Source organism: Kocuria oxytropis, from assembly GCF_040981195.1.
GTDB lineage: Bacteria > Actinomycetota > Actinomycetes > Actinomycetales > Micrococcaceae > Kocuria > Kocuria oxytropis.
The window spans coordinates 94977-107790 of sequence record NZ_JAVFXA010000009.1 but is presented as its reverse complement, the minus strand read 5'-3'; the positions used below and the strand labels follow the sequence as shown (position 1 = coordinate 107790).

Annotated in this window: 11 protein-coding genes and 1 riboswitch; of the genes, 10 read left to right on the top strand and 1 reads right to left on the bottom strand. The window is 74.8% G+C overall.

Going from position 1 to position 12814, the window contains the following annotated elements:
- The first annotated feature begins 21 nt into the window (after nucleotides 1–21).
- Nucleotides 22–447 carry a DUF4233 domain-containing protein gene (locus tag QYM41_RS10920; protein WP_368799823.1) on the top strand — a complete coding sequence of 142 codons (426 nt, stop codon included), beginning with the start codon at nucleotides 22–24 and terminating at the stop codon, nucleotides 445–447.
- Between the two features lie 43 nt (nucleotides 448–490).
- Nucleotides 491–907 carry a nucleoside-diphosphate kinase gene (ndk, locus tag QYM41_RS10915; RefSeq protein ID WP_368799763.1) on the top strand — a complete coding sequence of 139 codons (417 nt, stop codon included), beginning with the start codon at nucleotides 491–493 and terminating at the stop codon, nucleotides 905–907.
- Nucleotides 908–994: 87 nt separating this feature from the next.
- Here ndk and QYM41_RS10910 read toward each other — a convergent pair whose 3' ends face one another.
- Nucleotides 995–1627 carry a vitamin K epoxide reductase family protein gene (locus tag QYM41_RS10910; RefSeq protein ID WP_368799762.1) on the bottom strand — a complete coding sequence of 211 codons (633 nt, stop codon included), beginning with the start codon at nucleotides 1625–1627 and terminating at the stop codon, nucleotides 995–997.
- A gap of 425 nt (nucleotides 1628–2052) precedes the next feature.
- On the opposite strand from QYM41_RS10910, the gene QYM41_RS10905 reads away from it, so the two are divergent.
- The 8 genes from QYM41_RS10905 to obgE all read left to right on the top strand — a co-directional run bounded on the left by QYM41_RS10905 (nucleotide 2053) and on the right by obgE (nucleotide 12696).
- Nucleotides 2053–5757, top strand: a complete 3705-nt coding sequence (locus tag QYM41_RS10905; RefSeq protein WP_368799761.1) for an Rne/Rng family ribonuclease — start codon at nucleotides 2053–2055, stop codon at nucleotides 5755–5757.
- Between the two features lie 172 nt (nucleotides 5758–5929).
- Nucleotides 5930–6661 carry a nuclear transport factor 2 family protein gene (locus tag QYM41_RS10900; RefSeq protein ID WP_368799759.1) on the top strand — a complete coding sequence of 244 codons (732 nt, stop codon included), beginning with the start codon at nucleotides 5930–5932 and terminating at the stop codon, nucleotides 6659–6661.
- 313 nt (nucleotides 6662–6974) lie between these two features.
- Nucleotides 6975–7068: riboswitch (TPP riboswitch) on the top strand.
- Nucleotides 7060–7935, top strand: coding sequence for a hydroxyethylthiazole kinase (thiM, locus tag QYM41_RS10895; protein WP_368799758.1), 876 nt, complete (start codon nucleotides 7060–7062; stop codon nucleotides 7933–7935). It overlaps the preceding riboswitch by 9 nt.
- Nucleotides 7932–8615: a thiamine phosphate synthase gene (gene thiE, locus QYM41_RS10890; protein ID WP_368799757.1), complete on the top strand. Its 684-nt coding sequence runs from the start codon at nucleotides 7932–7934 to the stop codon at nucleotides 8613–8615. The genes thiM and thiE overlap by 4 nt, the downstream gene beginning before the upstream one ends.
- Nucleotides 8612–10132 (top strand): bifunctional hydroxymethylpyrimidine kinase/phosphomethylpyrimidine kinase, encoded by a 1521-nt coding sequence (locus QYM41_RS10885; RefSeq protein WP_368799756.1) that lies wholly within the window; start codon nucleotides 8612–8614, stop codon nucleotides 10130–10132. Before thiE ends, QYM41_RS10885 begins: the two co-directional genes overlap by 4 nt.
- Nucleotides 10133–10352: 220 nt before the next feature.
- Entirely contained in the window at nucleotides 10353–10664 is a 312-nt protein-coding gene (gene rplU, locus QYM41_RS10880) for a 50S ribosomal protein L21 (protein WP_368799822.1), read from the top strand.
- Between the two features lie 60 nt (nucleotides 10665–10724).
- Complete coding sequence (rpmA, locus tag QYM41_RS10875; RefSeq protein ID WP_017834601.1) at nucleotides 10725–10982, top strand: 50S ribosomal protein L27; 258 nt, start codon at nucleotides 10725–10727, stop codon at nucleotides 10980–10982.
- 154 nt (nucleotides 10983–11136) lie between these two features.
- A complete protein-coding gene (gene obgE / locus QYM41_RS10870) occupies nucleotides 11137–12696 on the top strand; it encodes a GTPase ObgE (RefSeq protein ID WP_368799754.1) in 1560 nt (519 codons plus the stop codon).
- Nucleotides 12697–12814 lie beyond the last annotated feature (118 nt).

Below are 12814 nucleotides of genomic sequence, written 5' to 3'. Positions count from 1 at the left end.
GAGCCGTCCCCCGTGGCACGCATGAGCAGGGCCCAGCAGGGCGGCGGTCCCCGCCGGCGGCGCTCGATCCGCACGATGTTCGCCTCCTCCGTGCTGGTCATGGAGGCGTTCATCGCGTTCTTCGCGGCCCTGACCGCCTACGGCGTGCTCGGCCGCGAGCTCGGGGACGGGGCCCGCACGGCGATCCTGGCGGGCGGGACCGCGCTCGCCCTCGTCCTGGGCCTGGCGCCCGCCGTGCTGGGCAGATCGTGGGGCTACACCGCCGGGTGGGTGCTGCAGGCGGTGTTCCTGGCCACCGGTTTCGTGCTGCCCACCATGTTCTTCGTGGGCGGGCTGTCCGTGCTCGCCTGGTGGTACGCGGTGCGCACCGGTGCCCGTCTGGACCGGGAGAACGTCGCCCGTGACGCCGCCCAGGCGCAGTGGGAGCGGGAGCACCCGGACGGCTAGGCTGGGCACTGACATCCCGGATCCCCACCTCGGAAGGACCCCCATGACCACGGAACGCACCCTCGTCCTCGTCAAGCCCGACGGCGTGGCCCGCGGCCTCACCGGCGAGGTGCTCGCCCGGATCGAGGCGAAGGGCTACCGTCTCGTCGACCTGCGCCTGCTGCACGCGGAGCGCTCCGTGCTGGAGCAGCACTACGCGGAGCACCGGGGCAAGCCGTTCTTCGAGCCGCTCGTGGAGTTCATGCTGAGCGGGCCCGTCGTGGCCGCCGTCGTCGAGGGCCACCGGGTGATCGAGGGCTTCCGCTCCCTGGCCGGCACCACCGAGCCGACCACCGCCGCCCCGGGCACGATCCGCGGCGACCTGGGACGGGACTGGGGCTCGACGGTCCAGCAGAACATCGTGCACGGCTCCGACTCCCCGGAGTCCGCCGAGCGGGAGATCGGCATCTGGTTCGCCTGAGACCGGCTCCGCACGCCGACGGCCCCCACCCGCTGCGGGTGGGGGCCGTCGGCGTGCGGGCCGGACGTCGTCCGGGGCCGGCGCGGGTCAGGCCGGGAAGATGACCCCGGCGAACCGGACGAGCACGGTCCCGAAGATCAGCACGAGCAGGGCCGCGGAGACGAACCACGCCCAGTGCCCGGCACCGCGGGCCACGGCGGCGGGCGCGGGCAGCACCCCGGCCCCCAGGTTGCGGGTGGTGGTGTGCACGACCAGCACGGTCTGCATCACCCACACGAGCATGCAGTACAGGCACAGGGCGTTGATCTCGAACGTGGTCTGCCACCACAGCCAGAGCACGAAGAACCAGCCGAGGGTCACCCCGATCTGCAGGCCCCACCAGTACCAGGCGGCGAACCGGGCGCCGGCCAGCACCGCGAGCGCCACGGCCACGACCACCGCGTAGGCGACGATGCCGATGAACGGGTTGGGGAAGCCGAAGGCCTCCGCCTGCGGGGTGCGCATGACGGTTCCGCAGGACAGCCAGGAGTTGATGTCGCAGCTGGTGCGGTGGCCGGCGTCGAGGAAGAGCTGGAGCCGCTCGTACACCAGCGTGGCGGCGCCGTAGAAGCCGAGGACCGCGGTCACGAGCGCCACGACGCCCCAGCGCCGGTCGGCACGGGTGTCGAGGCCGCGGGGGACGGCGGGGGAGTCGTCGAGTGCGGACGGAGTGGAGGTCACACGCCGATCCTAGGCGATGCCCCCGGGAGGCAGCCGGACCGCGCGGGGCGGCGTCGGGAGGGTTGCGGGCCGTGACGGGGCCAATCAGCCCCGGACCGGGGCGTGTGTGAGATACTGGCCACGGTCGAGCCCGCCCGTACGCGGGATCTCGGCCCAGTCGGACTTCGACCCCAGGTCGGCAGGACCCGCGGCTCTCATCGGATTGAGCGCGTCCGCCGCCGGCTCAAGACCGTTGCCCTCGTGCGCAGCGGCTCGAAGCCCCGGACTGGCTCGTTGCCGTCCCCGCCCGTTCGCGAGGTGTGCGGGACGCGACGGGTACGCACAGGACTTCTGGCCGCCGCGTGGACCCCCACCGGCGATACGCCGACCAAGCCGCCGCGGGGACCGGGTACGGACGGCGTACCGCGGCAGGAGCACAGCTGTATATGGATGCCGAACAGGAGAACCAGGCCGGGGCGCAGGACGCCCTGGACGCTGGTCAGCAGAACACATCGAACGACACGCACGGGGACCTCCCGGTGACGGACGGGCCCGTGCAGGGTGCCGATCCCGCGGCACCGGCCGCCGCGCCGGACGGGCTCCCCGACGAGCAGCCGGCGCCCGCGCCGGAGGCCGCGTCCGAGACCCCCGCCCACGACGTCGCCGAGGGCACCGCGCTCCCCGACGAGCAGCAGGCGCCCGCGCCGGAGGCCGCGTCCGAGACCCCCGCCCACGACGTCGCCGAGGGCACCGCCCTTCCCGACGAGCCGTCGGCGCCCGCGCCGGCCGCCGGGTCCGGCAGCGGTGACGCCGCCTCCGGGACCGACACCCTCGAGGTCGCACCGGACGCCGCGGTTGCCGATGAGCCGTCGGCGCCCGAGCCCGAGTCCGGCAGCGGTGACGCCGCGTCCGGGACCGACACCCTCGACGTCGCACCGGGCACCGCGCTCCCCGGCGACGAGCGCCCCGGAGCGGTGGCCGAGGACGCCGCCGCGCCCGGGCATCCCGCGCCCGGAACGCCCGGGGCCGAGGAGGCCTCCGAGGGGGTCGAGCCGGCGGGCGAGGCCGAGGACCTGGGGACCGCGTCCGGCGCCCCTGCCGGTCGGCTCCAGGACGTGACGAGCCCTGCCGGAGCGGACCGCCCGCAGCAGGGCGAGGACCAGGCCGCCACCCCGGGAGTCACGGAACCGGCCCCCGCCGCCACGGCGGAGACCGCCGCTTCCGCCCCCTCCGCCGAGGACGCCGCCACCACGGGGACCTCTTCGGCCGGGACCGCGGCCGCGGGGACCTCTTCCGCAGGGACCTCGGCCGGGGACGCCGCTTCCACGGGGATCGCGGCCGAGGACACCGCCGAGGAGGAGACCGACGACGAGGAGCCCCGCTCGGCGCTGGCCGCCGCCGTGACGGCGACCTCGCTGATGTTCCACGCCCCGGACCTCGACGAGCTGCGCGAGGCGGCTCAGCAGCGGGCGGCCCGGCGTCGGGAGGCGCGGCGCCGTCAGCAGGAGGAGACCGCGTCCGCCGAGGACCCGGGGGACGGCGCGGAGGAGCCCGACGCCGCGGAGCTCGCCGACGAGGGCGAGGAGTCCGGGCAGGGCTCGGGCGGGGGCACCACCAGCCGCTGCCGCCGTCGCCGCCGCCGCGGCGAGGTCGACATGGAGCTCGTGGGCGGCAGCGACGACGACCCGCCGAACACCGTGACGCGCGTCCGGGCGCCCCGCGCCGCCGAGGCCGCCACGGTCGACGAGGTCGTGGCCGTGAAGGGCTCGACCCGTCTCGAGGCGAAGAAGCAGCGCCGGCGCGAGTCTCGCCAGACCGGCCGGCGCCGCCAGGTGATCACCGAGGCGGAGTTCCTGGCGCGCCGCGAGTCCGTCGAGCGCCAGATGCTGGTCCGGCAGAAGGACAACCGGATCCAGATCGGTGTCCTGGAGGACGGGGTCCTGGCCGAGCACTTCGTCTCCCACACCCAGCAGGACTCCCTGATCGGCAACGTCTACGTGGGCAAGGTGCAGAACGTGCTGCCCTCCATGGAGGCGGCCTTCATCGACATCGGCCGCGGCCGCAACGCGGTGCTCTACGCCGGCGAGGTCAACTGGGACGCGTCGCGGGTCGAGGGCGGCCCCCGCCGGATCGAGGTCGCGCTGAAGTCCGGGGACTCGGTGCTCGTCCAGGTCACCAAGGACCCCGTGGGGCACAAGGGCGCCCGGCTCACCAGCCAGATCTCGCTACCCGGCCGGTACCTGGTCTACGTCCCGGGCGGGTCGATGACCGGGATCTCCCGGAAGCTGCCCGACGTGGAGCGCGCACGGCTGAAGAAGATCCTCAAGGACCGTCTCCCGGACGGGGCCGGCGTCATCGTGCGCACCGCCGCGGAGGGGGCCTCCGAGCAGGAGCTCACCCACGACATCAACCGGCTGCGCGCGCAGTGGGAGCAGATCCAGGAGCGGGCCGGGTCGAGCAGGACGCTCGCCCCGGAGATGCTCTACGCGGAGCCCGACCTGACGATCAAGACGGTCCGCGACGTCTTCAACGAGGACTTCACCACCATGGTTGTCCAGGGCGACGAGGCGTGGGACAACATCGAGGCGTACGTGACCTACGTCGCACCGGACCTGCTCGACCGGCTCCGGAAGTGGGACGAGGACGAGGACCTGTTCGTGAACTACCGCGTGGAGGAACAGATCCAGAAGGCGCTCGAACGCAAGGTCTTCCTGCCCTCGGGCGGCTCGCTCGTGATCGACCGCACCGAGGCCATGACGGTGGTCGACGTGAACACCGGGAAGTTCACCGGCTCCGGGGGCAACCTCGAGGAGACCGTGACCAAGAACAACCTGGAGGCCGCGGAGGAGATCGTCCGGCAGCTGAGGCTGCGCGACATCGGCGGGATCATCGTGATCGACTTCATCGACATGGTGCTCGAGTCGAACCGGGACCTGGTGCTGCGCCGGCTGGTGGAGTGCCTGGGCCGGGACCGCACCAAGCACCAGGTGGCGGAGGTGACCTCGCTCGGGCTCGTGCAGATGACCCGCAAGCGCATGGGCACCGGTCTGCTCGAGGTGTTCTCCGAGCCGTGCGAGCACTGCGCCGGCCGCGGCGTGGTGGTCCACGACCACCCGCTGGAGGGCCGTTCCGGCGGCGCCACGGGCGAGTCCCGGGACCAGCGTCCCCACCGCACGGAGCGCAAGCGCGGCCGCGGAGGCCGCAACGAGCAGCAGCCCGCCCGGGCGGAGCAGCGCTCCGGCGAGCCGGACCCGGCCGAGAAGGCCAAGGCCGAGGCCGCCCGGACGGCGTTCGCGACCATCGCCGCCGCCACCCACCACGAGGAGGTCGCCGCGACGGAGCAGGCCCGTGCGGAGGAGCCGGCCCGTGCGGAGGAGCCCGCGACCTCGGCGGAGTCCCGCTCCGAGGGCTCGGGCCGCTCGCGGAAGAAGCGGCGCGGCAAGCGCAGCCGCAACCGGGGCCAGGGCACGGACGCCGCCGGTCAGCAGCCGGAGCAGGAGGAGGCGCCCGCGCCCGCCGCGGCCGAGCAGGCGTCCGCCGAGCCGGCCGCCGAGGCGGGCTCGCGCCTGACGATCAAGGGCGAGGTCATCGAGCTGCCGCAGGGGCACGCCCCCGCGCAGGAGCCCGCAGAGCCCCGGTCGCTGAGCCTGGACTCCCTCGCGGAGGCCTTCGGGCGCACGTCGCCGGACGCCGGCCCCGCCGCAGGGATACCGGGCGACGCCGGGACCGCCGCCGCCCGGAGGTCCGACGCAGGAACGGGCCCGGTGGAGACGGGCACCGTCGAGACCGGCACCGGCGAGGCACAGGCCGCCGGTGCACAGGCCGGTGACGCGCGCGCAGCCGCGCCGCGGGGTGCGGCGCGGACGGGCGCAGGAGACCGCGCATCCGCCCCGGCGGAGGCCCCGCAGCAGGCGGAGGACCAGCCGGCGCGCCCCCGTCGGCGCTCCCGCCGCGCCTCGGCCCCCGCGGCCCGGCCGGGCGAGGCCGAGGTGACCGCCGGAGGCGCGGCCACCGCGGAGGGTGCCCGGCACGAGGCGAAGGCCGTCGTCCAGCGCCCCGCGGAGCAGTCCGCGGGCCGGGCGCCGACCGTCGTCGGCGTCGGCGTGAAGGCGGAGGACCTCACCAGCGGCGGGCCCGCCGAACGAGGCTGAGCCGCACCGCGGCATGAAGGACCCCGGCCGGGACGGCCGGGGTCCTTCGTCGTCACAGGGGCCGCCGTCCTGTCGGGCAGGGGCCCGCGGGAGTAGCCTGGTCGCACGACTCGCGGGCCGTCGGCCGGGCCGATCCGGCGGTGCCCCGGCCCGCAGCGCCGAGGGGACGGCCATGAGCAGCAAGCAGATCGTACTCACCGCCGGCAGCGAGCTCTTCGGCGACCGGGACGTCTCGGCCGTCGACCGGCACTGGGCGCCGGAGTACCGGCAGCACTCGGCGCTGGGTGCCGACGGGCCGGAGGGCCTGCGCGCGGCCGTCCGCCAGCTGCCGGAGGACTTCCGCATCGACCTCCTCAGGGTTCTCGAGGACGGGGACATGGTCGCGGTCCACTGCGTGTACCACGGCTTCGGGCCGGACCCGGTGGTGGCCGTGGACGTCTTCCGGGTGGCCGACGGCCGGATCGCCGAGCACTGGGACGCCCTCGCACCGCTGCCCGCCGGCACCGAGGGCAAGCACCGGATCGACGGCCCCACGGAGCCCACCGACCACGAGCACACCGGCGCGAACAAGGCGCTGCTGACCGAGTGGGTGCACGAACGGCTCATCGGCGCGGACCGGGACGCGCTCGAGGAGCTGGCCCGTGACGCGCGCTACGTCGAGCACGGCCCCGGCCCGGACGCCGGCCTCGCCCGGCACACGCTGCACCGGGTGCTGGGGGAGGGCGACGTCGTCCTGACCGTGACCGAGGCCCTGCTCGAGTTCCCCGGGGACGCTGGGCGCCCCGGGCCGGTGCCGGCCGCCTGCTACGACCTGTGGCGGGTGGCGGACGGACGGATCCTCGAGCACTGGGGGGTCGTCCAGCCCGTGCCGGAGCACATGCCGCACGACAACGGTCTCTTCTGAGGCGGCCGTCCACGGCGGGTGCGACCCCGGGACGCAGGGCCCCAACCCGGAGCACCGGGCCCGAATCCGGGGCACCGGACCCGACCCCGGATCCTGGACCCGATCCCGGAGCACCGGGCCCGAATCCGGGGCACCGGACCCGACCCCGGATCCTGGACCCGATCCCGGAGCACCGGGCCCGAATCCGGGGCACCGGACCCGACCCCGGATCCTGGACCCGATCCCGGAGCACCGGGCCCGAATCCGGGGCACCGGGCTCGCGGCCGGTCTCCCCGTGCGCCTCCCGGCTCCCGGGACGACCTAGACTGGCAGGACACCTGACACGGGGTGCCGCGCGAGCGGCTGAGAACACACCCGTCGAACCTGATCTAGCCAGTACTAGCGAAGGGATGTCGCAGATGCGCGATGCCGTACCCCCGTCCGTCCGCCCCCCGGGAACCGACCGGCCGGAGTCGGCCGATCCCGCGCTCGCCGAGGACGCCGCCGCGGCGCTGGAGGACCTGCGGTCCGCGGCGCCGCTCGTGCAGTGCATCACCAACTCCGTGGTCACCAACGTCACCGCCAACGTGCTGCTCGCCGTGGGCGCGTCGCCGGCGATGACCGACATCCAGGGCGAGGGCGGGGTCTTCGCGGAGCTCGCCGACGGCCTGCTGATCAACACCGGCACGCCCACCGCCGAGCAGCGCGGCGCCGCCTACGAGGCGGCCGGGGCCCGGCACCGCGCGGGCCGGGCATGGGTGCTGGACCCCGTGGCGGTGGGTGCCCTGCCCGTGCGCACCGCGCTGGCCCGCGACCTCCTGGGGTTCCGGCCGGCGATCGTGCGCGGCAACGCCTCCGAGGTCATCGCCCTGGCCGGCGGCACCGGCGGCCGCGGAACGGACGCGATCCACGGCGTCGACGCCGCCCGCGACGCCGCCGCGGCACTGTCCGAGCAGGCCGGTTCCGCCGTGGCCGTGTCCGGGCCCGTGGACCTCGTGCGCTCGCCGGACGGCGCCGTGGTGCGGGTCCCGCACGGCACGGACCTGCTGACCCGCATCACCGGCGGCGGCTGCGCCCTGGGCGCCCTCATGGCGGCCTTCAGCGCCGTGCGCGCGGACCCGGCCGCGGCGGCGGTGGCCGCCACCACGGTCTACACCCTCGCGGCCGAGGACGCGGCCGCCGGCTCCGCCGGGCCGGGGTCCTTCGCCGTGGCGCTGTTGGACCGGATGCACAGCATCACGCCGGAGCAGATCGCCGCCCGGGCGGAGCTCGTGCGGGACGGGGGTGCCCGATGAGCCGGCGCCTCGATCCCGCGGCCCTGACCCTGCACCTGGTCACGGACGCCGCGCTGAGCGCGCCCCGGACCGTCCCGGACGTCGTGGCGGCCGCGGTGCGCGGGGGCGCCACGATGGTCCAGGTCCGCGAAAAGGACGCGCCGGCCCGGGAGCTGGTGGCGCTCCTGACGGCCGTCGCCGAGCGCGTGGGCCGGCAGGTGCCGGTGCTCGTGGACGACCGGGCGGACGTCTACCTCGCCGCCCGGTCGGCCGGGGCTCCCGTGGCCGGGGTGCACGTCGGCCAGTCCGACCTGCCCGTGGTGCTCGCCCGGCGGATCTGCGGCCCCGAGGCCGTGCTGGGCCTCAGCGCCGCCACGGCGCAGGAGCTCGACGACGCCTCGGCCCTGCCCGCCGGCACGGTCGACTACCTGGGCGTCGGAGCGGTGCGGGCCACCCGCACGAAGCCCGACCACCCCGAGCCGCTGGGCGTCGACGGGTTCGCCCGCGCCGCGACCCGCACCGCCCTGCCCTGCCTGGCCATCGGCGGGGTGCGGGTCGAGGACGCCGCCGCCCTGCGCGCGGCCGGCGCGGCCGGACTGGCCGTGGTCTCCGGGATCTGCGCCGCTCCCGACCCCGCGGCCGCGGCGGCCCGCTACGCGCGCGCCTTCGCCGTCGAGCACGCCCGGGAGGTGGCCCCGTGACCGCCCGCGTGCCCCGCGTCCTGGCCGTCGCCGGCACCGATCCCACGGGCGGGGCCGGCCAGCACGCCGACCTCAAGGCGATCGCCGCGATGGGCGGCTACGGGATGAGCGCCGTCACGGCCGTCGTCGTGCAGAACACCGTGGGCGTGCGCTCCATCCACGTCCCGCCGGTCGAGTTCCTCACCGCCCAGCTCGAGGCGGTCTCCGAGGACGTGGAGATCGACGCCGTCAAGATCGGGATGCTGGGCTCCGTGCCGGTGATCGAGGCCGTCACCCGCTGGCTCGCGTCCCACCGGCCACCGGTGGTCGTGCTGGATCCCGTCATGGTCGCGACCTCCGGAGGGCGCCTGCTCGAGCCCGACGCCGAGGATGCGCTGCGCTCGATGCTGGGCCTCGCCGACCTGATCACCCCGAACCTCCAGGAGCTCGCCGTGCTCGCGGAGGAGGACACGGCGTCGTCGTGGGAGGAGGCCCTCGCGCAGGGCCACCGCGTGGCCCGCGCCCACGGCACCCTGGTGCTCGTGAAGGGCGGCCACCTCACCGGGGACCGGACCCCCGACGCCCTCGTGGGCCCGGACGTCCCGGAACCCCTCGCCGCCCACGACGGCGCCCGCGTGCCCACCGCCAACTCGCACGGGACCGGGTGCTCCCTCTCCTCGGCCCTGGCCACCCTCCAGGCCCGGCACGGGGACTGGTCCCGGAGCCTGCGCATCGCCCGGGACTGGCTGCGCGGAGCGCTCGAGGCCTCGGACGAGCTCTCCGTGGGGCACGGCAGCGGCCCCGTCCACCACTTCCACCACGTCCAGGACGCGCTGGAGAGCTGGGGCACGGCGCCGGACCGGTTCAGCGACGAGCTCTGGGAGGTCTCCGCCCCCGTGCGGCGCGAGATCGAAGAGCTCGAGTTCGTCCGCAGCCTCGGCGACGGCCGGCTCGAGCAGGAGCGGTTCCTCGCCTACCTCGACCAGGACCTGCAGTACCTCGACGGCTACAGCCGGGCGCTCGCGCTGCTGGCGGCGAAGGCCCCGGACGAGGAGCAGCGGCTGTTCTTCGCGGCCGGCGCCGTCTCCTGCACCGAGACGGAGGCACAGCTGCACCGGGCCCGGCTGCAGCACGCCGGGGACGCCGGCACCACGGCGGGCCCGGGCGAGGTGACGCGGCGGTACACCACCTTCCTGCTCGCGGCCACCGCCGCGGAGCCCTACCCCGTGGGGCTCGCGGCGGTCCTCCCGTGCTACTGGGTCTACGCGGACGTGGGGCGCCACCTGGGGGAGCTCGCGGCCGCGGGCGGGACCGGCGAGCACCCCTACGCGGACTGGCTGGCCACCTACGCGGACGAGCAGTTCCAGGAGGCCACCCGCACGGCCCGCCGGATGCTCGACGACGCGGCGCGCCGGGCTCCGGCGGAGGTCCGCGACCGGATGCGGGAGGTGTTCCTGGAGGCGTGCGCGCTCGAGCGGGACTTCTTCGCCGCGCCGGTGGCGGAGCGCCGGTTGGCGGGCATTGACCGGATCGAGTAGTCTTGATCTTCGGTGCCATGCTGGTGCGCGCGTGTACAAACTCGACACCCCACCTGGCGGCACATGCGGGTGCAGTTCCTGAATTGCGGCGAACCTGCGCTGACCTCGGCCTAGTCCCACGGGCCGGTCACCGACAGCTCGTCTCAACGTCGTTGGTCCTGACAGGTATGCGCTCGACCCACACTGTTTACACATGACGTCGAGAGAAGTGAGTTCCCAAGTGGTGTACGCGATTGTCCGCGCTGGCGGCCGCCAGGAAAAGGTTTCCGTCGGAGACCTCGTTACCCTTGACCGCGTCGCCGGCGGCGCAGGCAGCACCATCGAGCTCCCTGCCCTGCTGCTGGTCGACGGGGACAAGATCACCTCGGATGCCCAGACCCTGGCCAGCGTCACGGTCACGGCCGAGATCGTCGAGAACCTCCGCGGTCCGAAGATCTCCATCCAGAAGTTCAAGAACAAGACCGGCTACAAGAAGCGTCAGGGCTTCCGTGCCGAGCTGACCACCGTGAAGGTGACCGGCATCGAGGCCTGACCGGCCCGGTCACCCTCCAGACTCCATCAGCCAGTAAAGACCCGAAGGTAGGCACACCTCATGGCACACAAGAAGGGCGCGAGCTCCACTCGCAACGGTCGCGACTCCAACGCGCAGTACCTCGGCGTGAAGCGCTTCGGCGGCCAGACCGTCAACGCCGGCGAGATCCTCGTCCGGCAGCGCGGCACCCACTTCCACCCCGGCCTCAACGTCGGCCGCGGTGGCGACGACACCCTGTTCGCCCTGGCCGCCGGTCAGGTCGAGTTCGGCACCCGCCGGGGCCGCAAGGTCGTCAACATCCAGGCTGCCGCGGAGTAGCCGCAAGGACCGGTCCCGCCGGTCCCGGTGCGGGTCACGACCCGCGCCACCCATTGTTTGTTCTGTAGAGGGTGGGTGCGTCCAGCGCCCGCCCTCTACAGTCTTAACGTGGCCCGTGCGCGGGCCCGTCCGTACTTGACCAGAGGAGTTCCCCGTGGCCAGTTTCGTCGACCGCGTCGTCCTGCACGTCTCCGGCGGCTCCGGGGGGCACGGCTGCGTGTCCATCCGCCGTGAGAAGTTCAAGCCGCTCGGCGGACCGGACGGGGGCAACGGGGGAGACGGCGGCAGCGTGGTCCTGCGCGTGGACGGCCAGACGACCACTCTGCTGAACTACCACCACGCCCCCCACCAGTCGGCGCCCAACGGGGGCCCCGGCAAGGGGGACCTCCGGCACGGGCACAAGGGCGAGGACCTCGTCCTGTCCGTCCCGGACGGCACCGTGGTGAAGGACCAGGACGGCAACGTCCTGGCGGACCTGGTGGGACAGGGCTCCGAGTTCGTGGCCGCCCCCGGCGGCCAGGGCGGGCTGGGCAACGCCGCGCTGGCCTCGGTCAAGCGCAAGGCCCCGGGCTTCGCGCTCCTGGGCACCCCCGGCTCCTCCCGGGACGTGGTGCTGGAGCTGAAGTCCATCGCCGACATCGCGCTGGTGGGCTATCCCTCGGCCGGCAAGTCCAGCCTCGTGGCCGCCATCAGCGCCGCCCGGCCCAAGATCGCTGACTACCCCTTCACCACGCTCGTCCCGAACCTCGGCGTGGTCCAGGCCGGCGACGTGCGCTACACGGTGGCCGACGTGCCCGGGCTGATCCCGGGCGCCTCCGAGGGCAAGGGCCTGGGCCTGGAGTTCCTCCGCCACGTGGAGCGCTGCGCCGCGCTCGTCCACGTCCTCGACTGCGCGACCCTCGAGCCCGGGCGCGACCCGGTCTCCGACCTCGAGACGATCGAGGCGGAGCTCGCCGGCTATGCCGTGGACGGCGACCTCGACGGCGGCCAGGCCGTGCCCCTCAACGACCGGCCCCGCCTCGTGGTGCTCAACAAGATCGACGTCCCCGAGGCCCGGGAGCTCGCCGAGTTCGTCCGGCCCGAGCTCGAGTCCCGCGGCTACCGCGTGTTCGAGATCTCGACCGCCTCCCACGAGGGGCTGCGGTCGCTGACCTTCGCCATGGGCGAGGTCGTGCAGCAGGCGCGCGAGGAGCGCCCCGCCCCGGCGGAGGCGCCGCGGGTCGTGCTGCGACCCAAGGGGGTGCGCGGACCGGAGTTCACCATCCGCCGGGAGGAGCGCAACCTCGAGCCGCTGTGGCACGTGCGCGGGGACAAGCCGGACCGCTGGATCCTGCAGACGGACTTCAACAACGAGGAGGCCGTCGGCTACCTCGCCGACCGGCTCGCGAAGCTCGGGGTGGAGTCCGAGCTCTTCAAGCAGGGCGCCCGCCCCGGCGACGCCGTGCTGATCGGACCCGAGGACGACGGCGTGGTCTTCGACTGGGAGCCCACGATGGTCGGCGGTGCCGAGCTGCTCGCCGGGCCGCGCGGCACGGACCTGCGCTTCGCGGACATCGACCGCCCCACCCGCGAGCAGAAGCGCCAGCAGTACCAGGACCGCAAGGACGCGAAGGCCGCGGCCCGCGCCGAGCTCGAGGCCGAGCGCACCGCCGGGGTGTGGACCGAGTCGGTCGACGCCCGGCGCGGCGCGGACCCGCAGGGCGCCGGAGACTGACCCCGGCCGCCGGCGCACCCGGGCGGCGGACGCGGCCACCGCCCGCAGAGCACGGACCCCGCACGACGCCAGACCGGCCCGACCCACCGATCCGCCGACACGCCGAACAGCCCGACCA

Coding starts and splice junctions, on each gene's coding strand:
- QYM41_RS10920 (WP_368799823.1), top strand. CDS start 22: ATGAGCAGGGCCCAGCAGGGCGGCGGTCCCCGCCGGCGGCGCTCGATC.
- ndk (WP_368799763.1), top strand. CDS start 491: ATGACCACGGAACGCACCCTCGTCCTCGTCAAGCCCGACGGCGTGGCC.
- QYM41_RS10905 (WP_368799761.1), top strand. CDS start 2,053: ATGGATGCCGAACAGGAGAACCAGGCCGGGGCGCAGGACGCCCTGGAC.
- QYM41_RS10900 (WP_368799759.1), top strand. CDS start 5,930: ATGAGCAGCAAGCAGATCGTACTCACCGCCGGCAGCGAGCTCTTCGGC.
- thiM (WP_368799758.1), top strand. CDS start 7,060: ATGCGCGATGCCGTACCCCCGTCCGTCCGCCCCCCGGGAACCGACCGG.
- thiE (WP_368799757.1), top strand. CDS start 7,932: ATGAGCCGGCGCCTCGATCCCGCGGCCCTGACCCTGCACCTGGTCACG.
- rpmA (WP_017834601.1), top strand. CDS start 10,725: ATGGCACACAAGAAGGGCGCGAGCTCCACTCGCAACGGTCGCGACTCC.